At 42.5% G+C, this 23,530-nt stretch carries 19 protein-coding genes; 11 read left to right on the top strand and 8 right to left on the bottom strand.

The features are described 5' to 3' along the window. Positions 1–339: 339 nt before the first annotated feature. The 5 genes from AC3AQ9_RS15010 (at position 340) to AC3AQ9_RS15030 (ending at position 8,281) form a co-directional block, all read left to right on the top strand. Positions 340–2,235, top strand: a complete 1,896-nt coding sequence (locus AC3AQ9_RS15010; RefSeq protein ID WP_488308301.1) for a hypothetical protein — start codon at positions 340–342, stop codon at positions 2,233–2,235. After that, on the top strand, positions 2,232–2,903 hold the full coding sequence (locus AC3AQ9_RS15015) for an OmpA/MotB family protein (protein ID WP_488308302.1): 672 nt from the start codon (positions 2,232–2,234) through the stop codon (positions 2,901–2,903). Before AC3AQ9_RS15010 ends, AC3AQ9_RS15015 begins: the two co-directional genes overlap by 4 nt. Next, on the top strand, positions 2,900–4,153 hold the full coding sequence (locus AC3AQ9_RS15020; protein ID WP_488308303.1) for a hypothetical protein: 1,254 nt from the start codon (positions 2,900–2,902) through the stop codon (positions 4,151–4,153). The genes AC3AQ9_RS15015 and AC3AQ9_RS15020 overlap by 4 nt, the downstream gene beginning before the upstream one ends. Beyond that, the gene (locus AC3AQ9_RS15025) at positions 4,107–6,716 is read left to right on the top strand and encodes a DEAD/DEAH box helicase (RefSeq protein ID WP_488308304.1); all 2,610 of its coding nucleotides are present in this window, start codon (positions 4,107–4,109) and stop codon (positions 6,714–6,716) included. The genes AC3AQ9_RS15020 and AC3AQ9_RS15025 overlap by 47 nt, the downstream gene beginning before the upstream one ends. Before the next feature lie 335 nt (positions 6,717–7,051). Further along, positions 7,052–8,281, top strand: a complete 1,230-nt coding sequence (locus AC3AQ9_RS15030; RefSeq protein ID WP_488308305.1) for a DUF1572 domain-containing protein — start codon at positions 7,052–7,054, stop codon at positions 8,279–8,281. An 87-nt stretch (positions 8,282–8,368) separates the two neighbouring features. Here AC3AQ9_RS15030 and yfkAB read toward each other — a convergent pair whose 3' ends face one another. From yfkAB to AC3AQ9_RS15060, 6 genes are all read right to left on the bottom strand, one after another. Then, positions 8,369–9,499 (bottom strand): radical SAM/CxCxxxxC motif protein YfkAB, encoded by a 1,131-nt coding sequence (gene yfkAB / locus AC3AQ9_RS15035; RefSeq protein WP_488308306.1) that lies wholly within the window; start codon positions 9,497–9,499, stop codon positions 8,369–8,371. A gap of 200 nt (positions 9,500–9,699) precedes the next feature. Continuing rightward, on the bottom strand, positions 9,700–10,155 hold the full coding sequence (locus AC3AQ9_RS15040) for a hypothetical protein (RefSeq protein ID WP_488308307.1): 456 nt from the start codon (positions 10,153–10,155) through the stop codon (positions 9,700–9,702). A 286-nt stretch (positions 10,156–10,441) separates the two neighbouring features. Then, positions 10,442–10,684, bottom strand: a complete 243-nt coding sequence (locus tag AC3AQ9_RS15045) for a hypothetical protein (RefSeq protein ID WP_437150869.1) — start codon at positions 10,682–10,684, stop codon at positions 10,442–10,444. Between the two features lie 35 nt (positions 10,685–10,719). Further along, a complete protein-coding gene (locus AC3AQ9_RS15050; RefSeq protein WP_488308308.1) occupies positions 10,720–11,352 on the bottom strand; it encodes an HNH endonuclease family protein in 633 nt (210 codons plus the stop codon). A 549-nt stretch (positions 11,353–11,901) separates the two neighbouring features. Further along, a complete protein-coding gene (locus AC3AQ9_RS15055) occupies positions 11,902–12,894 on the bottom strand; it encodes an MsnO8 family LLM class oxidoreductase (protein ID WP_488308309.1) in 993 nt (330 codons plus the stop codon). Between the two features lie 385 nt (positions 12,895–13,279). Beyond that, positions 13,280–14,944: a DUF2207 domain-containing protein gene (locus tag AC3AQ9_RS15060; protein WP_488308310.1), complete on the bottom strand. Its 1,665-nt coding sequence runs from the start codon at positions 14,942–14,944 to the stop codon at positions 13,280–13,282. 326 nt (positions 14,945–15,270) lie between these two features. Between AC3AQ9_RS15060 and AC3AQ9_RS15065 the strand changes: the two genes are divergently transcribed. From AC3AQ9_RS15065 to AC3AQ9_RS15075, 3 genes are read left to right on the top strand one after another with little or no spacing between them, the layout of a single operon-like run. Next, positions 15,271–15,822: a PadR family transcriptional regulator gene (locus AC3AQ9_RS15065; protein WP_488308311.1), complete on the top strand. Its 552-nt coding sequence runs from the start codon at positions 15,271–15,273 to the stop codon at positions 15,820–15,822. A gap of 2 nt (positions 15,823–15,824) precedes the next feature. Then, entirely contained in the window at positions 15,825–16,325 is a 501-nt protein-coding gene (locus tag AC3AQ9_RS15070) for a DUF4188 domain-containing protein (RefSeq protein WP_488308312.1), read from the top strand. Positions 16,326–16,364: 39 nt separating this feature from the next. Next, on the top strand, positions 16,365–17,099 hold the full coding sequence (locus AC3AQ9_RS15075; protein ID WP_488308313.1) for a plasmid pRiA4b ORF-3 family protein: 735 nt from the start codon (positions 16,365–16,367) through the stop codon (positions 17,097–17,099). Positions 17,100–17,434: 335 nt separating this feature from the next. On the opposite strand, the gene AC3AQ9_RS15080 is transcribed toward AC3AQ9_RS15075, so the two are convergent. Next, positions 17,435–19,516 (bottom strand): metallophosphoesterase, encoded by a 2,082-nt coding sequence (locus AC3AQ9_RS15080; RefSeq protein ID WP_488308314.1) that lies wholly within the window; start codon positions 19,514–19,516, stop codon positions 17,435–17,437. 431 nt (positions 19,517–19,947) lie between these two features. On the opposite strand from AC3AQ9_RS15080, the gene AC3AQ9_RS15085 reads away from it, so the two are divergent. Next, on the top strand, positions 19,948–20,739 hold the full coding sequence (locus AC3AQ9_RS15085; protein ID WP_488308315.1) for an APC family permease: 792 nt from the start codon (positions 19,948–19,950) through the stop codon (positions 20,737–20,739). Positions 20,740–20,921: 182 nt separating this feature from the next. Here AC3AQ9_RS15085 and AC3AQ9_RS15090 read toward each other — a convergent pair whose 3' ends face one another. Then, the gene (locus AC3AQ9_RS15090) at positions 20,922–21,287 is read right to left on the bottom strand and encodes a peptidoglycan-binding domain-containing protein (RefSeq protein ID WP_488308316.1); all 366 of its coding nucleotides are present in this window, start codon (positions 21,285–21,287) and stop codon (positions 20,922–20,924) included. Between the two features lie 293 nt (positions 21,288–21,580). On the opposite strand from AC3AQ9_RS15090, the gene AC3AQ9_RS15095 reads away from it, so the two are divergent. Both AC3AQ9_RS15095 and AC3AQ9_RS15100 read left to right on the top strand, forming a co-directional pair. Then, positions 21,581–22,249, top strand: a complete 669-nt coding sequence (locus tag AC3AQ9_RS15095) for a vWA domain-containing protein (protein WP_488308479.1) — start codon at positions 21,581–21,583, stop codon at positions 22,247–22,249. A gap of 186 nt (positions 22,250–22,435) precedes the next feature. Next, entirely contained in the window at positions 22,436–23,401 is a 966-nt protein-coding gene (locus tag AC3AQ9_RS15100) for a N(5)-(carboxyethyl)ornithine synthase (RefSeq protein WP_488308317.1), read from the top strand. The last annotated feature ends 129 nt before the right edge of the window (positions 23,402–23,530 follow it).

Here is a 23,530-nt window from a genome sequence, read left to right on the forward strand (position 1 = left end):
GACGGTAGTTCCAATGAACATAATTATGACACTGCTTGCTTTCTGCATTACTGATTTTATTTAATAAAGGAACTCTTTAAGTATTTGCACTGTATGAAATATCAATATGGACAGTAAACTTTATTACTAAAAATTTAATAAAGTTGTTTCTTGAAGTGATGAAATAGACCAAACGCTAAAATACTCCTGATCGTGATTCGGGAGTATTTTTTGTTTTCTAATAAGCATTCTATACTAATACTTTGATAATTTACTTGTTACAAAATTTACAAGTTGTATAGATATAACACCATAATAGGTGATATGATTAGATGAAAAATAAACGACGGGGGAATTTTTATGATAATTTTTGGATGGTTTGATGACCTCTTCAAATATATATCTGAGAGAGGTTTAGATCCTTTCACGAATGGATTTATGGGATTTCAGTTATTTGTGTTTGCAGGTTTGATAGTCCTACATTTAGCAATGAATTGGAATAACTATAGCTCAATGAAAAAGGTGAAAAATGGGCTTAAGGAATTGGATTCGCAAACTAACATTGAAGAGCTAAATTTTGAAATCAATAAAATATTTGCTGCAACTTCTGATAAGTCCCTTTATAGAAAACAGTGGGAAAAATATTATAAACGAATTAAAAAAGGACAGGCAGTAGATGAAAAGATCCGTGTAGAACCTTTCTTTGGATATGATGCTTTGCATGATACTTTAGGCAGAAGGCATATCTTAGATTACGGTGGAGGACTTCATGTATCTCTAGGAGTTTTAGGGACTTTTATAGGACTAGCCATTGGTTTATCTGGCCTGAACGTTATTGACCCTGAAGTTTTAAGAGAAGGAGTTGCAGGCTTAATCGGTGGGATGAAAACGGCATTTTACACGTCGGTGCTTGGTGTTGTTCTCTCATTAATATGGATTTTTGTGGATAGGGCTATATCAACTAAAACAAATAAAGATATTGATTGGCATATCGATCGGCTGCATTATTTCTTGAATGCAGATGACGAAGAAATTTTCTTGAACCGTCTTGAAAAAATTACTCAACAGCAGTCAGAACAAATGAAGACTCTTTTAACAGATGCGTTGGAAAAAGCGATGAATCCATTTATCCAGACGATTGAAACAGGAAATAGAGAAATTGCCAACCATTTGATAACCCAATCAGAAACTTCAAAAGAGCATCTCGATATCATCAAAAATCAAGGAGACGAATTAACTTCTAAGCTTATAGAGCAAGTAACAGCTGCTACAAGTGAAACCATAGAAGATTTCAGTAAGCTATTACGCAATTCCCAAAACGCTCAACAAGAAATGTTTAGCTCTATGGATGGAGTCGTCAACCAAATCAAGGATGCTTCTACAACAAATGTAGAAATGCTTACTAGAACAAATGAAATGGTATCTGGTTTTTCTTCGCTTACTGAGCAGATGAATTCTACGCAAAAGAATTACGCAGAGTCGCAAGAACAAATTGCCAACCTTGCGGCTGATTTAGGGTTGATGCAAGGGATGATGATGCAACATGTAGAATTGCAAGACGGCCTGAATCAGCAAAACCAAGAATTTATGTTTAAATCAGATGAACTAGTAAATCAATTTGTTGAATTTGGAAATAAAATGAGTGAAGTCCAACAAACAATGATCGAAGAATTAGTTGAAAAGACAGACATCGTTTCCCGGCGCTTTGAAAATCTTTCTAATGAATTAGTGAAATCATCAGAAATGCAGATGGGCGCCTCAAAAGAATCAGCAGAATTTATGGAACGGGCAAAAGTGGCTATTGCCGAATTGATTCCGTTAAGTTCATCATTAACAGAAACCGTTACAGGGTTGAGCGGGTTAGCTCAATCATTAATGGAAATGAAAGAAGTGCAGAGCGAATTGATTCCGCAGCTTGAAGGATGGAATGGACATTTAGCTAATCGAATGACAGAGTTCATGGGAATAACCGAAACGAATTTAAAAGAAACAACTTCTCAAATCAAATATTCCAAAGAACAGTGGGATTCAACTGCTAAAAACTTTGCAGCAGTGAAAAATGAATTATCAAATTCATTAAGCGAGTTTAAAGTGAACATTGAATCAGGCGTACAAACCACGTTCCAACAATTTGACCAAGAGCTAAAAGAAGCGGTGCAGCACTTTAAAGTTATCTCGAATAATTACGGGGATTCTATTGAAATTCTAACTGATTATGTAGAGCAATTAAGAAATAAGGTTGAATTAGAAGTATGAGAAGACAAAGAAAAGAAACGAATTACTGGATGTCGTATGCCGATTTAATGAGTGCGATGCTGATGGTATTTGCTCTTTTGCTGACAATAGTTATTCTGGATTATCGGGAAGATATGGTAGAGAAGCAAAAACAAATAGATGCCGTAACCAATGTGAAGAATGATATCATTGCTGCGCTGACTGAAGAATTCAAAGGTTCTAATTTGAATATTGAAGTGGATGCGCAAACAGGTGCAATCCGGTTTCCAGGAAACATCCTTTACAAAACTGGGTCAGCAAAAGTATCAAAAGAAGGAGAGAAATTCTTAAGCACCTTTGTTCCTAAATATTTCAGTATTATTTTGCAGGATAAATTTAAAGAAGAAATTTCTTCAATTATTGTAGAAGGCCATACGGATAAAGAAGGCCCTTATATTTATAACTTAAACTTATCGCAAAGCAGAGCATTCTCAGTGGTAGAGTTAATCTATTCTGATGACTTTAAGGACTTTCCTTCGAAGGAGTTATCAAAAAACTATTTAACTTCTAACGGCAGAAGTTACATGGTCCCAATCAACAACAAAGATGGATCTTATAATGCTGAAAAGTCCCGGCGAGTAGAGTTTTTGTTTCGTTTAAAAGAAGAAGAAAGAATTGAGGAAATTCAAAAGTTGGTGAATGAAGAATGAATTTCGTATACAAGCCGGTTTTTATTACAGACTGGGTAAACCGCGAAATTAAACACCGCAGGAGAACTGAATATGATACTCCTGAATTTCAGACGCTGCTAAATGAGTTCAAAACTTGGATTTATCATTATGCGGAGAAAGAGTTTAAGGAGTTTGAAAATTGGTTTGAAAGGATAAATCCAAAAAACTTAAAAGTATTCCCTTTTATCATGGAACATATTTCACCGAAAAACAGATGGCAGCTAGTTCAAGATAAGTTGTTAGAGCGGAGCAAGAAAGATTCACGGTTGTTTGATTATGCGTTAGAAGCTTGTTATATCGATCATCGTTTTGAGGGCAATTGGCATATTGTTTGTGAAAGTTATATGGAGAATAAAGCAGCAGTAATTCAAGGGTGGTCATCTCGAAAAAAAGTTTTTTGGGACGACTTTGTAAAAGTGGAAAATCGGCAGCAACATTTCATAGTTGGTGAAATGAAAAAATCGCTGAATTTTAATGATTTAATTGATTTTCTTATGCTGAAGGAAAGCCATAGTTTTTATAATAGTGTCCTATTAGAGTTATTTTCCAATGGTACTCAAGAATTTTATAAAGACCAACAGGAAAAGTTCATTGAACTAATGAATCAGTCAGACAATGTAAAGCAGCAAATACTTGCTAGAGGATTTATTCGGTCGAATAGTGTTTATAAGCTGCAAAAAATTAGCCAAGCCATTTATAAAAATCTTGGAACTTACGTGCGCCAGCCAATGAAGTGGTCAGATGTTGGCGAGAAAGAAAAAATCGCTTTTCATGGCTGGGTAATGTCCAAAGAACTTAAAAACTTCTTCGGTAACTTAAACCAGAACCATGAAAGATTTAAGTATTGGGAGAAGTTCGCTACGAAATTAGAGAAAGTAGTGGTCTTGAATCACGATAACACAATGTTAATGTATTTCAATGATGTTGTAATCATTGAAGTATTAGGCATTGGTGCAGTATATGTATATGAAAATGAATTTTTTAATCAACAGTTTGGTAAACGCATCGAAATGCATGAAAATCAAGTTCAGTTAAACAGGTCTGCTTATTCAAAAGCTGTTGTCAAAAGATCGTCACTGATGGAAAAAAATCGGGTAGTTCCAGGCGGCTGGCTATCACATACCTACGGATGGCAAGAAAATTTTGACAGGTTCCTTAGCAGAAGACTAGGTTGGGAAGTGAATGAAAATGAAATTATTCGCAAGCAGAAAATTTTCGATGATATGTGAGTATAAAGTTGAGAATGGAAAGATCAGCTTCGAGTTTTTTGAAAAAGTGAAATCACAGCTTAATCCTATTAACGTGCCGTTAACAGATGCTGATTTCCGGAAGTATTATAAGCATGAAGGTTTTGATCAGTACGCAGCTTTTGAGGAATTAAATGAGACTGAGTACATGGAAGAATCCTTTTTGCCCATTGAAAACTATTACAAATTAATTAATACAGAAGATTTTAAGCCCATTCTAACAAGAATGGGCTTACCTGTATCCTTAAAAGAAGTGAAAGCAAAATTGAAAATGATTGGGGATTCCGGCCGAGACCCAGTATTTTCTTTGAATCTGTACAATAACAAAAACGAATTGATTCAGTATGAAGGGAGAGTAGAATATCCCTTTTACAAAACAATAAACGATACATATTATCTGCCGAAAGAGGTATGGCAATTGCATGAGGCTATTGAAGATTCTTCTTTTTCTTCGGGGTATGAAAAGATTGCAAAGATACAAAAGATTGCCCGGTTGAATAATTTTGAAACTGACGATTTTTTGGAAAGAGAAAACTATGAGTATGTAGAAGAAATTACAATTGAACCTGAAATGCTCAATCCTGATTCGATGAAATTAAAAATTGTGGGAGAGAGTTCCGAAATTACAGCACACCTTAACGAGAACTTACAGAACTCAACGATTCGTAATGGAGATAATAGAACGCGCATCGCTACCAGTAAAAAGCTGCGTGAAGACATTTCGGTAATTCAATCTCATGACGTGTTACAGGGGGATGAAATTCCTCAGTTCTTCGAAAATCCAAAGTCTTTATTTCCAGACCATGAATTCAGTTTTGATATTGAAGCTTTTTCGGAAAGAGTAAAAGGGTTTGTAGTCATAAAAAAACCGCGCCCTGTTGTTCGGGAAGGAAAGTTGCAGTGGTTTGATGCTGAAACGGGTGAAGAAATTCTATTTGATGAACAAGCGTTAAAGGACGAAATTACAAAGAGTCCGGAGAAGAGTTTTTACCAGCTTAATCGTGAATTCATATATGCAGATAGTAAACTAAAAAAAGCTTTAGGATTCGGCAATGAAGAAGAGAAGCGGGACAAAGAACGAATGGCGCTTGATATTTTTGATAATGAGCAGGCTCTTGAGTTTAATACGACAGCTGCTTCTGAAAAGGCATATGAAGATTTTACGGTTCCTGCTAATCTGAAAGCATCTCTTTATGATTATCAAAGAGAAGGATTTAGTTGGATAGCTAGCCTTGAAAAAAGTAATACAGGCGGATTATTGGCAGATGATATGGGACTGGGCAAAACGCTTCAGGTTATTGCTTTTCTGCTTTACCAGGAGTCGCAAGGAAAGCTTGCCCCTTCCCTTATTATTTTACCTATAGCCCTTATTGAAAACTGGAAAAATGAAATCAAAAAGTTTGCTCCATCGCTTGCTAATCAAGTCTATATTCATTTAGGCAGCCACCGGATAAAAGATGTAGAATATCTAAAGAGCCGGCCAATAACATTTATAAGCTATGATACTTTAAAATTGGACCAGCTGATTTTTGGACAAATTAAGTATAAAAATATTATTGCAGACGAAGCTCAAAACGTAAAATCTCATGGCACTTCTAGATCGAGAGCTATACGAGCCATGCAAGGGGATTTTCGGTTAGCGATGACAGGGACTCCTGTCGAAAACAGCCTTGAGGAATTATGGTCTATTATGGATTTTGTAGAGCCTGGAGCAATGGAATCACTTGCAGATTTTAGAAAACAATTTATAAAAAATCGGAATGATGAGCTGTTAATGGAAACATTAAAACCTTATTATTTACGGCGTACGAAAAAAGAAGTGTTATCAGGGAAGTTGCCAGCCAAACACCTTTTAGAACCGAAATATTTAGATGCATCGCGAAAACAGAGTGCACTTTCTGAAGCGATCGTATCTTCATTGCGTTCAAAACAAGGCATGGTTTTGAACGCTATTATGAACTTGAGACAAATTTATGCACATCCGGCAGTCATGTTTAGTGAAGAACCGATATTAGAAGACTCTCCAAAGCTCGTCGAATTAATGAAGTTATTGAAAACAGTAAAAAAGAAAGAAGAAAAAGTATTAATCTTTACAGAATTTAGAAAAGTACAATCTATATTGAGATCAGAATTAACAAGAGAATTTGGAATCCACGTTCCAATCATTGATGGCATGACAAAAAATCGTGCTGAAGTAGTAGAGTCATTTAATAATATAACTGGTTTTGGAGCAATGATACTTTCTCCAAAAGCAGCTGGCGTAGGATTAACTATAACAAGTGCGAATCATGTTGTTCACTATACAAGATGGTGGAATCCAGCGGTAGAAAACCAAGCTACCGATCGGGCATATCGAATTGGCCAGACTAAAGACGTCTATGTTTATCAGTTTATCACGCAAGACAAGCGTAACTTTCCGAATGGTACAGTAGAAGAAATTATGCATAATTTGCTTCTCGAAAAATCAGAACTCGCCGAGAATGTGATTATTCCATTCGATACGGCGTCTTTTCAGAATCAAGTGCTTCAACAGATTCAAAAATAAAGTGAAGTCAATTTCAAATAAGCGGCTCCATTCGGAAGCTCCTGAATGGAGCGGCTTATTTCTTTGCATATCTTAATGTAATGAAAGTACTATTTTTGTTTACTAACTTTTGCTTTAAATGTCGCGTCCATATGCACTTAAGGATTCAGTCAATATAATGCAATTATATAGAAGAAAGCCGCCTTCAATGAAATCAATCGATTTCGAAGGTGGCTTTCATTGTTACTGTTGAATTTTGAGTGCAATTTTCATAAAAAGGGTATGCTAAAATCATATAATCATGCTATGAATCACCTAAACGAAAATACTTCTGAGAAAGAAATGAGGAGAAGAAAGTGGAGTACATCCTTCCAATAGCAGCCATTCTATTAATTTTAGCAGCTCTCCTGTTATTTTATTTCAGCAGAAAAAAAGCGGTCCCTTCACCTGTTGACGAGAGGCCTGACCAAGAAAGCGTTGCGGAAACCATAAATAGTGAGGCAGAGCCAGAAATAGATCCTTATATTGACTTGATGCCGCACGTTTCGGAAGTGGAAAGCGAAGAAACGGTAAAGGACCGTTATATAAAGATTGAAGTCCCTGCCGTTTTGAAAACGGATATCCTGCAAACTCTGTCAGCTGGGGCAGTGGTGGTCCGGGATCAAATAATATACAAGGTGGAATTCAGCCCTGAAGTTGTAAAAGGGCTAAAGGATAAAAGCATGACGCTGATTGAAAGAGTAAGCGGCAAGGCGTATCTGCCTTCCGGAAAAAAAGAAGGTGCGACAGGCATCTATAAACAAGCCGTGCTAGTGAAAAATATCAATCCATCTCTCGTGGTGCATGCAAGTGCCAACCTGTTGACAGCGGTCGTCGGGCAGCAGCAACTGATTGAAATCCAAAGGTCCTTAAAGAACATGGAAGAAAAGCTGAATACAATCATCCAGTATAGGGATAACGATTTTTTCGGCAGCATCGAATCGCGGTTCACGTACTTTAAGGAAATTGTCGAGCGGTTCAGAACCAACGGCATCAACCTGGGAGGCGTGGAAGATCAGAAAATAGAAGATTTCTACGCTGCAACGCTTCAAGACTTGAAGGTTTTAAATAAGGACCTTAAAGACATTGGCGACAGCATTGATCGGTTGAAAGAGCATGAAACGATCCGAAAATGGGGCGAAGCCGCCGTTATAAAGGATTACCGGAAACTGATCGAGGCGTTCAACAGCAAACAGGAGCTCGTATTGCTGAATATCAAGTTTATTGAAGAATGTTACGAGCCTTATTTGACTGCGATAAGAAATTACCAGGAAGGAGCTTCAAAATCCCGCACCTTGGATGAAATTATGGCTAACAACGACAACATCATCAGTGCCATTGAAACGAAAGTGAATAACATTGAAGAAAATTATAAAGTGAAAATGAACTTTGGTGTGAAAGCTTTGAAATACAGAAATCTGGAGAGCTTAAAAGAAGTCGCTCCGTTGAGGATCAGCCAGCAAAAACTTGCTGCAAAAGAGATTCCTTCCGAGCTGCTGTTTGAAATCACAGATGAAGAGAAAGTGTACGCGTATGTGCCTGAATAAGGAAGATAATCACTTGATATTCAGAGTTGAAGCCACAAAAAAGCCCGATTTAGCTGGACTCTTCCACACTAGATCGGGCTCTTCAAATTAAACGGTAATCTTTGATTTCTGGACAGTGAAATCGGTTTTCGGGTAATAGGCATCTTTCACTAACAAATTCGGCCCCAGGCATTTTGCCGCCGGGCAATGGCAGCCGATCGTTTTGGCTAACGGCCGATCCAGCCAGCGGTCCAGCATGGCCGGCAGGGAATCGTTCTGGATATTGCCCATCGCAGGGGTATCGCCAAAATCAGTGACGATGACTTCGCCGGTGAAAATATTGACGTTTAACCGGGAGCGGCCATCCGGATCATTCCGGACGGTGACGTTTTTGCTGGCATGGATGCGGTTCAGCAATTTGGTGTCTTCTTCGTTTTGGCTGCACGGGTAAAACGGCAATGTGCCGAATAACATCCAGACATTTTCATCACGGGCATCTAGTAGTTCATGAATGGCTTTTCTCGTTTCATCCAGCGATAACACTTCCAATTGGCTGGCGAAATCGCTTGGGTACATCGGATGCACTTCGTGGCGCGCGCATTTCATTTCTTCAACGATCTGCTTGTGGATGCTCTGTAAATGAGGCAATGTCCGTTTATTCAGCATCGTTTCTGCCGACACCATCACGCCTGCCTCCGCCAGCGCGCGGCTGTTGTCAATCATTCGCTGGAACTGTTCGGCCCGCCGCTCTCTGGAAGGTTTGCGTTCCATATTGGCAAATCCGCCATCGACAAAATCATCGATCGTGCCCCAGTTATGGGAAATGTGCAGGACATCCAAATAAGGAGCGATTTCCATATAGCGGTCAAGCGGCATCGTCAAATTCGAATTCATCTGGATGCGGACTCCGCGTGCATGGGCGTATTTTAATAGAGGCAATACATAATTGGCTACCGATTTTTTTGAAAACATCGGCTCTCCGCCCGTCAAACTGATCGTCCGCAAATGCGGGATTTCATCCAATCGCGCAAACAGCAGCTCGATCGGCAAAGCATCCGGATCTTTATGCGCCAGCATATAGCCGACAGCGCAATGTTCACAACGCATATTGCATAAATAGGTCGTGGTAAATTCGATGCTGGATAAGGTCAGTTTGCCGTGTTCTTCAATATCCATATACGCTTCCCACGGATCGTATTGCGGTGTAATTTTAGTAAGTGTTGTTGCATTGTTTTCCATATATACCGAACTCCTAATAATTTTCTCGACTATTAAGTATGCGCTTTTCGAATTGCTTGCGCAAGGGGCGGTTGTTAACTCTTGGTCCAATTGATAAATTGTGCCACACCTTGGGAAGCTGAATTTAAAACAAAATTTAAGACCTGCCATCCGATTTCGAGTGGCAGGTCTTTTCTTCTTATTTGAAGCTATGTGATTAATTATTGATGAACACCAGTAATCTCTTCCATCAACCGAATCCAGTCTTCTCTCTTAAAATCATACATATCCAGTTCGATCTTCCGCAGAACCAAATGGATGCTATCGAACTTTTCATCTGACCGGAATCTCCACCAGCTTTTCACTGTGGGAGCTTTAGTGCCTGGCGGGTAATACATCAAAGTGCCTTCCGGGTTTATGATGTCCTCGACCCGGTCAACGTCCAAAAGATTGTGCGGGAAATCAATATAAAGGCCGAGGGACGCTTTATGGGGCGTGATAGACCCAATTTTGTGCATCGATTCCGCGTCCGTTTTCTCAAGAGAATCGCTCCAGGGAACCGGGTTATGGCTGGCAATCAAAATCTTGCCTTCTGCATTCGTTTCAATCTTGCAATTCGGAAGACTGTTAAAGACTTCAAGCATTTCGTCCATTTTTTTCGTTACTGATTTATTCACTTTGCCACTCCTTCAACTAACCTATTCGTCCTATCATAATTCAAAACCCCACTACTTGTAAATGTGAACAATATCTTTAGCATTTTCGTCTCTCTGTGTAAAAAACAATTCCAAACGATTTTGACCATTCACTGCGATTTATGCTTTATACATTTCTGTCCCCGTAGATAAGTGTTTAAGAAGTGGGTTATTCATTTCTTCATTTTGCTGTAATAAAAATAGCTAAGAAAAAGCTGTCCCTAAAAACTTCCCGGGACAGCTCTTTTTATACGATAGAATAAAGTCCTTAATTCCGTTCCAAAACATTGGTGAGCATATGGTGGACGACTTCATGGTCGCGCGGGTCGTTTAGGATGTATTTCCCGCCCGGCAGTGTATACCATTCTTCGGCGCCAACATACGTGATTGAAAGCGTTAAAGCCCCGTTTTCATCGCAGCTTGTTCGCAATTCGAGTTCACCGCTAATTACGCCGACTTCCTCGGTCATGACTCCATGGGACGCTGTGAATACCGATGATTTTGTTTCCAAATCTCCACCTCCATCTTCTGGTTAACTACTGAAATTTAGTAAGAGCATGAGTAAAGCATCGTTTGCAGGGCTGTTTTTTCTGATGACTGTAAGCTCATGTCGTAGCTGTACTTCGTGTTGATCCACATCTTTGCATAAGCGCACTTTGCTCCCGCACGCGGAGGCTGCCATGTCGATGGGTCCTGGTCACCTTTCGAACGGTTGACGCTTGCTGTCACTGCAATTAGCTTTGGCCCGTTCAGATCATTAGAGAAATTTTGGCGTTTTGTCTGGGTCCAGTTGCTTGCACCTGAACGCCATGCTTCAGCAAGCGGGACGACATGGTCAATATCAATTTCTGAGGGTGAATATACGGTGACACCATCATAATAACTATACCATTTGCCGGATGTGACCGGGCAACTTCCGCTGTAGTAGTCGGCGTCGCGCTTCAGCACGACTTGGCGCGTATCACAGCCTCCGCCTTGGCTGATCCAGTGCGGAAATTTGTCCCGCGAATAGCCGGTCATGGAACCCTCTGTCTTTACGGTCAGAGCGTTCAGCTGGGTTTGGGCGTCAGCTTTTGTCGGAATGCCAGGAGGCAAGCCGGCAGATGCAGAATTCGGATTAAACTGAAAAACACTGAACATCAAAACGAGAGTTGCGGCAAATAAGAAAAACTTTTTCATTACAGAAATTCCTCCCTTGTAGTTTATATGTATCACCATCCATCCTGAAACTAATGAGATGCTAATGCCTCGGTGCAATGGTGCGGTTAAAGCAGCAGATAAAATAATCCTATATCCAAATCGTAATGCATAAACCGCCTATATAAAAGTAAATAATAGTAAATATTATGTAAATATTTGAAGTGGTGAAGGATTTCTTAACCACTAGCCTTACAGTTGGCTGGGGTTTTCCACTTGGATAACTGTTGAACATTTAGTCGAAGCATATCTCGATATTTGTTTATAAAATCCTCCTACACAATTAACTCACGGAGTATTACGAAAAAAGGTCATATAGGAGTGGCTCTCAAAATGCATAGAAAAAAAGCCACCTTCAATGAAATCAATTGATTTCGAAGGTGGCTTTGTATTTTTATGGAGTTGGCAGGTATTCATAATTGGGCCGGCCGCAGGGACCATTTAGTACTGGTCGGTATAAGGTAAAAGAAGAAAAATTAGCTTCCTAATCGAAGTTTTCAGCATATTCCTCCTTGAATCTGTAAAACGTTTCTATAACAATTCCCGTGCCAGCAACCGGTAGACATCCAACCGTTTTTCCTGGGAATGCGGGATGCTGCAGATCATGGCTTCTTCAAAACCGTATTCCATTTGCTCCCGCTGCAATTGAAGGGCCACGTCTTTGGCGGAACCAACTAAATGGATTTTGCGGCTTGCCTGGATTTGCAAGCGGTCCATTTCCGTCAGTGCAGAGTTTTGCGCTTCTTCCGGTGTCATGAGCGGCATGATGCGCCCTTTCATCAGCATCAGGCGCGAAATGTCCTGCGGCAATGCTTCGTATTCCGCTTCTTCGGCCGTTTCGGCGGTTGTCACTAAATACGACACCGAAATTTCAGGTTTTTCCATAAAAGCGGAAGGGACGAAATTTGCCCGGTAGGAATCCAAAATGTCTTTCGTCATGCCGCCGTTGAAGAATTGTGCAAATGAATAGCCGACGCCCATTCGTCCCGCCTCCAATGCGCTATTGCCGCTGGAGCCGAGCAGCCAAGCTTCCGGCAGCTTGATATTTGTCGGAGAAGCAATTGTTTTATTGTACATATTATCTTCAGGCACTTCGTCGTTGATCAGTTTCAGCGCCGTGTCAAATTTCCCATACATATCATCCGTCATGGCCCGGCGTCCTTGAGACAAGGCATAGATGGAACTATGATCGCCTCCCGGTGCGCGTCCCACACCGAAATCGATGCGGCCTGGCGCAAGTGCACTCAGTGTCTTGAATACCTCTGCAAGTTTCAAAGGCGAATAATGCATCATCATCACGCCGCCTGTACCGATCCGGATGTTCTCTGTTTTGGCGCTCAAGTAGGCGGCAGTGACTTCAGGAGCGGAGCTGGAAAATGCGCCTGAGCCATGATGTTCCGCCATCCACATCCGGCTGTAGCCTAACTTGTCGGCAAGAACCGCGAGTTCCACCGCTTTTTTCATGGCATCTTCTGCCGTGTTTCCTGTCGTCACGGGAGCTTGGTCCAATACGCTTAGTTTCATCTATATAACTTCCTTTCTTGAATTGCAAGTTTGCATAGTAAGGAGTATAACAGTCCGGCATAATGGAAATCATGTCATCTGCCTGTGAAATGATCACGTCCCTGTGTTGAACACAATTTCCACTATACAAGAAAGCTGCATATCGATACCCATGCTCGCCGATTAAAGGAGTGACGATTGTATCTTTATAGAGGGAAGAAATCATTCATAATTTAGCCGTACACAGGGACCATTTAGCAACCACTGGAAAAACGTTGAAATAAGTAAAGTAAATACTATAAAAACGCCACTCCGAGGAATACTCATTTCCTCGGAGCAGCGTTTTTTATTTATACTTATAGATTAATGAGAATTAGATTGATGCCTGGCACTGGGACACTTCAATTTAAAACGCCCCAGATCCTCCGCCACCGCCACCAACTCCTGCACCAGAACCTGCCGTTCCGCTGCTTGCACTGGCGGCAGTAGTCGAACCGGCTGACACGAAAACGGCCGTCATGAATATCGGATTCATGACAAAGCTTGAATCGTCTGCTGTCGTTTGGGCGATAGTGAAAGCCGCAACTTTCCGTTCGGCGGTTGTTGGATCGCTGCCGAGCAAGTAGGCATAGGCGCGCTGCTTTTCATCCAGCGTCAGCCGGTGCCATTGTTCTTCAGGCAACTTTGCCATGGCCGCTTTCAGTTTTCGCCAATGATGGCGGATTTCATGCCCTTCAAATGTGATAGGCGTATAGCCGATGGCAAAGCCGAACGCAAGCAACGCCAAAGCGATGGAAGCAGCCATCCAAGGGAAGAGCTGGTAGATGCCGGTATAGATGGCGAGTCCGATGAATATGGCACCCAGGATGCCGGCAGCTCCTCGCAGATCCGGGTGTTTTTCGTAGTAATTCTTTTCTTTCACTTCAAGGCTGACGCCTTTATTCCATTCGGCTATGGCGTCGTTATACCCCGCATGATTCAGTTTGTTTTTCGTGAATTCTTCCACTTGTTGAAGCGTGAATTCCTGGCCGTCGCCGATGCGGTCGAATAACAGCTCGATCAAAGTTGCTTCATGAGCATGATCGGTTTTTCGGTGAATCAGCTCAAAATGATCTTCCGTGAGCTGCCGGATATTGCCTTTTCGCATAAGCTCCAGGATGGCTGCCGAGATGGCGTTTGGCGCTAGGAACACTGAGTTCGTGAAATAAAGCAGCGCCGGAATGCTCATCGACTCTTTCGGCACAAAAAATTCATAAGGGTAGTTGCGGATTTGCCGTTTCCGCTTGTAAGTACGCATCCACGAGAGAAATATCCCGGCCAGCAGCAAGGCACCAAGAATCGTGAGGGCTGGAATCCCGACGTTCTTTGCAGTTTGCTGATTCTGGGCGAAAGCCGCCGCTTCGTTTTCCAGGTTCACGCGGTCTTTGGCAAGATCATCACGGACCGTACCAGCGAGCTGCGCGGCACCCGGGAACAGCTCGGGTTCAAAAACCGCCCGGACATTGGCGTTTTTACCGTACGGCACATAGCCCAACTCGAACACTGCAGCACCATCATCTTTGACACGATCTGTGCCGAACGCCTCCTCGTAGCCAAGAGCTTCCGTATTTTCAGCCGGAGCAGGGGGAGTGACGGCAATCGTCATGTCGCCATATTCGCTTTCGTTGCTTTCGTCGAAGAACGCCCAGTAAAACTGCGCACCGTCTTCAAATTTTTCCACCGCATTGGCAATTTCATAATTCAGTTCGATTTCAATGGTGTCGCCGTCTTCACCTGAGCGGTAAATCTTGTAAAGGCCATCTTCCATTTCCACCCTCAACGATTTACCGTTTTCCGAAGCCGAGAAATTCTCGATGGCCGTTCCTTCTTTCTCGATGAGGCTACGGGTGATGCCATTAAAATCATCATCGAATTCGTACGTAAAGCGTTCCGTGACATCCGCTGTGCCGTCCGCATTTAACTGCGCATCAATCCGGACTTCCTTAATGTCAAAATCAATCGCGTATACCTGCACCGGAACCAGCAAAGCTAAAATAAAAACTAATACGTATGGAATGATTTTTCTCTTCATGATCCATCACCTCTTGTACAAGCATACGGATGGCGCTTGGAAAAGTTTCAAGAAGGGAGTCACGAAACGATATAGAGCGCAAGGAATTTTGAGGAAAGCTGAAGAAGAACGATCAGCTGTATTTCTTGGCGGACTGCTGTAAACCCTTAACTCCCACCTAGAAAAGAACAACTCCCCCCAACTGGATTTGTTCTTTTTTAATTTTTATTGAATGCGAAGTAATGGTTAAAATAAATAAGTTTTTTGAATAATAAATCTTTTAATTCTGTTAATTCGGATGTATTATATATCTAATAGATATATATCTTTTAGATAGGGTGAGCGGATTGAAAAATTACAACTATACGACATATGCGATTCTTGGAATATTGACGACAGGTTGCAGAACCGGCTACGCAATCAAGCAAATGATCGATCGCAGCCTGAATCATTTCTGGAAAATCAGTTACGGGCAAATTTACCCGACGCTGAAATTGATTGTTGATGAAGGCCTGGCAACAGTCAGTACTTCGCCGGATGAGACCAAGCCGGGGAAGAATGAATATTATCTGACCCCGAAAGGAAAAGAAGTGTTGAAAAACTGGCTGGAAGAACCGATTGAGCAAATACCGGTTGAACGGAATGAGCTTTTGCTGAAACTGTTTTTCGGACGCCATCAGTCCAACGAAAAAACGGTTCATCAACTGGAAGAATACAAACGAAAACTGGAAACCCGCTACGCTACTTATACAGGCATCGAACAAGCGATCACAAATGATTTAGGGAAAGGAGCAGATGCGAGGTATTGGCTGTTTACATTGGATTATGGGAAACGGGTAACAAAAGCCGCAATCGAATGGTGCACGTTCACTCTTGAAGAGATTTCGAAGGAGGAGTAGAAATGGGACAAGAAGTTCTCACCGGACGTTTTACGACCGAAAATAGCGAAAACATCGTCGTCTTTCTTATCGGAATGCGAATCAACAACCGTTTAGCAGTGAATAAATGGCTTCCTGTTTTTAACGCCATGCCCGGAATGATAAAAGAGCTTTACACAAACAAGGACGAGCTGGGCTTTTTGTCAATGGAAAGCTATTTCGGGTTGAGAACGACTGTCATGATCCAATATTGGCGGTCAACGGAAGATTTGATGGCTTATGCGAAAAACGAAAAACATCTGACTGCATGGAAAAACTTCAACCAAAAAGCAGGGAATAATGAAGCAGTCGGAATTTATCACGAAACTTATGAATTAAAAGCGGGGAATTATGAATCCATTTATGGCAATATGCCGCTCTACGGATTAGGGAAAGCATTGAAGCATGTCCCAATCACTGTAGAACGCGGCTCGGCCCGAAAACGGATGGGCAACGGGAAATTCAAACAGACAAACACTCAATAAAAATCGTTTTTGGTATATAGAAGGCCAGGTGAAAAAACAGTGAAATCTTACATTATCAGAATTGAACTCGAACACTCAGACCCGCTGATTTGGCGGCAGGTAATCATGCCAGCAGGAGCCACGTTCAATATGCTGCATGACGTAATTCAGCAAGTAACAAATTTTCAGAGCGGTTATCCTTTAGGAGGGTATCATCTGTTTGAATTCGATTTGGCGGAAGATAACATCCGGGTGACGAATGACGAAGAAGCTTACAGGGAGCATCAGTATTTCAAGAAGAACTGGAAAGAGTTCGCAGAGAGATTAAAGAATATGGAGCCGGGGCATAGACAATTCGAGGAAGTTTACCAAAAGCGACTTTCGACGGTGATTCGGAAACCTTCAGGTATCAAGATTGATGAATATTTAGAGAGGCAAGGTGAGCTGCTTTATAGGTACGATTTTGGCGAAGGGTGGGAATTTCAAATTCGGCTGGAATCGATTGTCGATGACTACTATTTCGGTTTTCCAACACTGCTTGATGGCGCAGAGACGGCACCGCCGGAAGATGTGGGCGGCCTTCCTGGATTTTATGAATTTCTGCGGATTTACCGTGATCCGCAGCATCCGGAGCACAAAGAGATAAAGGCGTGGGCAGATAGCCAGTATTTCAGGGAATATGACGCTGACTGGATAAATAGTATGTTGAAAAGCCGGATGTACAAAAAGACGGAGTGGAGCAAAATCCATCATGAAAACCACCGGGTGATTGAGGATAAATACCGGAAGGGTTGAGGGGGCTACTATTGTCCAGCTATGAAGAGAAACGAGGTTTGAGCGCAAAGATTCCCGGTTCATAAAATCGCGCCTCTGTGAACAGAATGATGCAGTTTATAAGCTGCAATTGCATAGGAAAAAAGCCACCTTCAATGAAATCAACTGATTTCGAAGATGGCTTTTGTATTTTTAACGGGTAGTGGTCAATCGATAAAAAATATCTTTAACTAAGGTTTTGTCTTTAAACGAATGTAATGGCTCTGAAAACAGAAAAACCCCAAATGGCCCACTTTGTTAAAGTGTGTACCATTCGGGGTTCAGTTTAATCTGCGTTACTCCATAGAAAATTGATATTATTTTTTTGCGTTGCTGTGTTCGGGAGGATTGCCATTCTTTTGGCCGTTTCCTTTATTGCCATTTCCTTCTTTGCAAACACCAAGTGCTTTTCCTTTTCCATTCCCTGGTTTCTCACACGCTTCTGATGATGCAGCCATGTTTCCGTTTTTATCAAAATAGATCGTTTGAACATCATCGTAGACACGGCGTTCTGTTTTGACCAAGTCATAGTTGTCATCAAGAATCGGGAAAATATAGACGGGTGATAGGGTTAACTTCGCACCGTTTGGTGTATTGACGAAGTCCATCTGCAAATGGCCATAATGCAGTCCACCGTCGACCAACTGTTTGACGCCATTTTCATTCGTCTTCCATAATTCGGGCTCATTTCGGCTTGCACTCCACTCGCTGTGCGTATTGTAGTCCAGCGGTACAAGCTTTCCGTCTTCATTTCGGACCATTTTTTCGCCGCGTAAGCCATCCCCGGCTACACCGACGTCATATGAATGGAAGCCGGTGCCATCCTTGTTTGAATCAACCCAGCTGCGTTCAAACATTTCATCATGTCCAGACAGGACCACAGCTACACCGTATTTTTCAAACATCGGAGTATACACTCTCATGGCCACACCAGATTGGCTGTCCGGGTGCTCATGATTTGGCGGCGTGCCATGGACTCCATTTGAATACGCAGCATGGTGGAATTGGACAAGAACGATTTGCCCTTTTTCGCGTGCATCTTTTAATTGTTCTTCTGCCCATTTGTATTGCTCCGTTCCTGGGTTGAAGTTCGGCAAATCGGAATCTTCCGGGCTAGTCCCTTCGAATACTTCCGTGAACGCTTCGTTATAGGCTTCAGCTGTAAATTCATTTTGCGTGTCTGTCGTATAATACGGATCACCCGCAGTGCCTTCTTCTGCCCATACCGCTTCGTTCAAGACAGAATCATCTTCGCTGTATTTTTCGCCAGTCAACGTTCCTGTTTTCGCTGATTCATCAGGAACGCCATTTGTGGAGTCCAATGTCAATAAAGTCACCGGACCGATATCTGTTCGGTAATAAGAATCTTTATACTGCGGATTATTCGCATCCCCAGGCGTATCGAAATATTCATGGTACCGATTGCGCGAAATCACGGGAGGTGTCCGGTCAGCATCATTGCCATATCCACCGTTCAGGGAGGCATACGTTTCCCAGTTTCCTAAAGCAGGCAATAAGGGGGTGCGCGAAGCCAAATCTGTGTAGTCACCTGCAAAATGACGCCAAAATTCATCCCAGGCAGGCTGGAAGCCTGAACCTTGTCCAAGGTCACCTGCGATAAGCAGTGCATCCGGGTTTGCCGCTTCGATATGGGCTAAATTTTCATTTAACGCCGTTTGCTGATCCAGTGGATAACGGACTAAAAACATATCATTGCGTGATTTGTTTCCATATTTCTGATCAAAGGCGGACCCTTTGCCTGGACGTTCCTCTGAACCCGGTGCATAGGTGTTCACCGGATGCGATTCCCATTCCCGGTGCTCTAATGCCCCGTATGGTTCTGTTTCCGAATCAGAAAAAGCGACTAGTGTTAAATCATCCCAATCATCGCGTTCCGGATACGTTTTAAACGTGGCATGATGTGTTTCTTCTCCTTGCTTTACTTTATACGAATAGGTGGAATTCGGCTTTAGCCCTTCAATGGACACCGAATGCTTATAATTGGCATTCGATTCCAGCCATGAGCCTTGTGGAATGGTTTCTGTTTTGCCATTTCCGCTGTCATACGTTAATTCCTGTTTTAATTCTTTTTCGGTGTACTCCATCAAATCCATGTAATATGGATCGGACGTGACGGTTTTCTTGCCTTTGATTCCCGGGCCGGTGACCGTAACCGTACTCGGTTCATCCAATTCGGATACCCAGCTGATCTTCATCGATGTACTCGCTGGAGACTGCAGATAGGGCAAGACCCGAAATCCGGTTTCCGGTTCACGCAAGGTGAATTCAGAACTGTCCGGACCTTCCTCTGCCATTGGGCTTGTGGGGAGCAGGCCCGAAATGCCGATTAATAGAGCCAATGTTGAAATGGTCAGCTTGTTTGAAAATTCCTTCTTCACTCGAACACTCCCTAACTTCAATTGTCTCTATCATTTTAGCAATCTACTATTTCTGGAAGGTGACCCCACTGTAAAGGACTGTGGAGTTTGTGTAAATAAGCCGCAAAAAACGCGTCCTAAGAAAGAAACAGATCAAAACGATTTTGATTATAAACTCCAAGTTAAATTCTATACATTTGCCTGTCTATAAAATTAGATTTTAAAGCGGCGGTTCTTGAGTTTTATTCAAGATGAATAGATCGTTTGGAAAGTTTGTTGTTTCTTGGAAAGCAACATTAAACTTTTGAATCTTTTGCAGCTGTGTTCCGTATAATTAAAGCGAGATGGAAAAATACTCATCTTCTGAAGAGGTGCTTTTGAAAAGTCTTATCTAATCTAATGACTTTTTACAGTATCGTTTCTCATTTACTCTTTGCGAAAGGCATGATTTAATGGGCACAGTTTCACTTGTCATCTTCCTCTTTTTTCTTCCGTGCGCCTGGTTTTTCTGGACCAGCATGAGTTTGAAAAGCGGCAAAACCGGGAAATCCCGCTGGAGAATATCCCTAGCGGCTCTTATTGCAGTGGTCCTCATCAGTGTTGTTTTGAACTACTATTTTTCCAATGCCTATCAGCTTTCTTTTTTCCAGAATGGTTTTGAAAGCACCATGGCCATCATTGTTACCGCAGCGTTTCTGCTTGTTATTACCATCATTAATGTGATTGTAAGCATCCTATTCAAAGGCGCCCCAAAATCCTTTCATAACCCTAAAGCGGTATGGATTTTAGCAACGGTATTCTGCGCAATAATCCTGTTTTTCACGATGTGGGTTTATCCGTTGGCGGAGAAAGCATCCTATATCCAGAAAGTTGAAAAGGCTTTAGCTCTGTCCGAGCAGCAAGCCGATGAGGAAATCACCGTCCTGTTTATGAGCTCTGAAAAGGACTGTTTACGGACTACAAACTCAAATTGCACTAACGATAAATATAAAAATGCATTTTTCCTTAAAAACAATTTAGATACACAGAAAGAGATCCAAGTGCGGATTCGGGCACTGGACTCCGAACAAAAAGAATTGAAGGTCATCGAATCCGATATCATGACGCTGGAAGCGGGAGAGTTGAAGTTGGTCGAGACGGAGGAATCTTCTGATATGGAAAGCATCTGGAGCCGTTCTTCCTTTGAAACTGATTACCGGGTTCATTCCCATGAATCTTTATACCGGTACCGCGAGACCAACTAAAAATAAGGCGCCGGTGTCAAAGACAATTCAATAAATCTGTATAAGAAATCCGCTCTATTCAACGATAGAGCGGATTTCTTTTTTATGGATGTTTAACATTCCTTCCATCGTAAATGCAACAGGTGCATTCAAGCTTGATTGTATTCGCTAAGACTAGAAATGCTATGGGAAATAATCGTCTTCTAATATTCTCCGTATATAGCGACCCATGTATTCACGCCGACAATGCCGTCGACTTTCAAGCCTTTGTCTGCCTGGTATTGCCGGACATTCTTGTCGGTCTCGGGTCCAAAGATGCCATCAACCGCCGTTTCTAGTCCATACTGATTCAATGTCCATTGGAGGAGTTTCACTTCAATGCGCTTACTGCCTTTCCGCAGGATGAATTGATGCTCTGGAGCGATATCCATTAAATTCCTCAGTTCGGCCGGCAGCTTGTCTTCCTTCACTGCAGCTGCCTGGTTTGTGGCTTCCACCGGCTGTAAGGAGAAGGGAGAGGCAACCAATAACCCGAATGCCAGCAGCATTGAAATCCATTTTTTCTTCACGGCTGATTCCTCCTGAACTTATAGTTGCCTCATATGTACCCAGTCGCTTATTAAACGAAACGGTCATATAGAAAAATAAAGCGGCTGGGATTTGCAGCTTTTTTGGACAGTTGAAAAAGAGGCGAACCCTAACGAACAGCCATTTATTTTTTCTAATACTTTACATTTATGGTGAAAGCTATAATTTTGGTTGCCAAGAGGGTATACTTAAAAAAAGAAGCATACAGGAGGCGTACGTCTTGGGTTTATTCGATAAAATAGGTCTTTTTAAAAAGCCGGAAAAAGAAGAAAAGATCAGTGGCATCTCATTGAAGAAAAAAGCGGCAACGATTGTGTTGGAGAAGAAGAAGTTGACTGGGGTTTCTGCCAGAGTCGGCGTAGTGCTTGATATTTCGGGGTCGATGAGAAAACTGTACAACGAAGGTGTTGTACAGGATGTGGTAGAGCGGGTACTGGCAGTCGCAAGCCAGTTCGATGATGACGGCGAGTTGGATGTCTGGGTCTACGACAACGAATTCTCACGGCTGCCGGCAGCGACCGAGGCGACGTTCATGGGCTATGTGGAAAAAAACATCCTGTCGAATACGGGCGTCCACAAATTCGGCCGCAACGACGAGCCGAAAGTGATGGAAGATGTCATCCGCAAGTATACGAAACAGGACCCGAGCGATGAGCCGGTGTTTCTCGTCTTCATCAATGATGGCGGATGCAAACCGGGCATCAAGAAATTCATCGTGGAATCATCAAACCAGCCGATTTTTTGGCAGTTTGTCGGAATCGGCGACTCGAATTTCGATGTCTTGCGAAAACTCGATACGATGGGCGGGCGCGTCGTCGACAACGCGAACTTTTTCCATCTTGACGACATCAGCCAAGTATCGGACGAAGAATTATACGATCAGTTATTGAACGAATTTCCAATGTGGCTGAAGGAAGCGAAAGAAAAGCGGATTTTGAAGTAAAAAATCATTCAAATGAAAGATTACGAACACTGAAAGTCTGTGATTTCAATAAATAACAATAAAATCCAAACGATTTTCACCGGTCATGGTATGATTTGAATAGAGCCGTGTTTCACGCAGTGCTAAAATCGCTGTGTTTGCCGTCTGTACGAGTTCAGTTGAAGCGGAGGGTTTATTATTTACACATTGGGATTTGTCATCAGCCATAAAAACAACGAAAAACGCCGGGCGATTTTGCCGAAGGATATGGCGGGCATCAAGTTTCCTGAGCGCCTGTATTTTGAACAGGGCTATGGAGAAGCATTAGGCATAGCGGACGAAGAATATGCGGCGCACGGCGTCCATATCGTCTCGCGCGAACGCGCATTGGAATGCGAAGCGATCGTCGATGTGAAACTTGGCGACGCCGATTATTTCGACCAAATCACTGAAGGCAAACTATTGATCGGCTGGGCGCATGCTGTCCAGGACATCCGTTTCACTGATGCGGTCCTTGCAGGGAACCACACGGTCATCGCATGGGAAGAAATGTTCGAAGGCGGCCGCTATATCTTTTACCGCAACCGCGAAGTAGCGGGCGAAGCGGCTATTCTTCAAGCGTACCAGCATGTCGGCAAAATGCCGTATGAAACGAAAGTGGCAATCCTTGGCAACGGCCATACCGCCAAAGGCGCAATGCGCATCCTCCACGGACTGGGCGCGGACGTTGATGTGTTTGGGCGCAGGCTTGAATCGCTGTTCCGCGAGAAAATGACTGAATACGATGTTCTCGTAAACTGCGTCATGTGGGACACGAAACGCACAGACCGCATCATCTACAAAGAAGACTTAAAGCGCTTGAAAAAAGGCGCCACAATCATCGATGTCAGCTGCGACCCGGAATTGGAAATCGAAACGTCACGCCCTTCGACGATCGACAATCCGGTGTACACGGTTGACGGCATCATCCATTACACAGTCGACAACACGCCGGCCATGTTCCCGCATACCGTCACGAAAGTATTGAGCGAAGGTTTCTGGAGCATGGTTGATGACTTGACGGAAGGCAATTGGTCCGACATGGTCAAAGAAGCAGTCGTCATTGAAAACGGCCGCATCATCGACCCTCACATCACCGAGTTCAGAGAAGCACGCGGCTTGTTGGTGAAATAGATTAAAGCAGACTCCCGCACAGAAATTTGGTGCGGGAATTTTTTTGAAAAAACGCTTCTCTGGATAATTGCTGATTGATACTAAACATACGGGTTGTGAAAACTGTTATACAAATAAAAACGGCAATGC

Source organism: Planococcus sp. VCh962 (genome assembly GCF_057748275.1).

Bases quoted from the DNA above. Each gene is read 5' to 3' on its own strand.
- AC3AQ9_RS15060 (WP_488308310.1), bottom strand. From the start codon at position 14,944: ATGAAGAGAAAAATCATTCCATACGTATTAGTTTTTATTTTAGCTTTG.
- AC3AQ9_RS15085 (WP_488308315.1), top strand. From the start codon at position 19,948: ATGGGCACAGTTTCACTTGTCATCTTCCTCTTTTTTCTTCCGTGCGCC.
- AC3AQ9_RS15010 (WP_488308301.1), top strand. From the start codon at position 340: ATGATAATTTTTGGATGGTTTGATGACCTCTTCAAATATATATCTGAG.
- yfkAB (WP_488308306.1), bottom strand. From the start codon at position 9,499: ATGGAAAACAATGCAACAACACTTACTAAAATTACACCGCAATACGAT.
- AC3AQ9_RS15020 (WP_488308303.1), top strand. From the start codon at position 2,900: ATGAATTTCGTATACAAGCCGGTTTTTATTACAGACTGGGTAAACCGC.
- AC3AQ9_RS15070 (WP_488308312.1), top strand. From the start codon at position 15,825: ATGGGACAAGAAGTTCTCACCGGACGTTTTACGACCGAAAATAGCGAA.
- AC3AQ9_RS15050 (WP_488308308.1), bottom strand. From the start codon at position 11,352: ATGAAAAAGTTTTTCTTATTTGCCGCAACTCTCGTTTTGATGTTCAGT.
- AC3AQ9_RS15025 (WP_488308304.1), top strand. From the start codon at position 4,107: ATGAAAATGAAATTATTCGCAAGCAGAAAATTTTCGATGATATGTGAG.
- AC3AQ9_RS15015 (WP_488308302.1), top strand. From the start codon at position 2,232: ATGAGAAGACAAAGAAAAGAAACGAATTACTGGATGTCGTATGCCGAT.
- AC3AQ9_RS15055 (WP_488308309.1), bottom strand. From the start codon at position 12,894: ATGAAACTAAGCGTATTGGACCAAGCTCCCGTGACGACAGGAAACACG.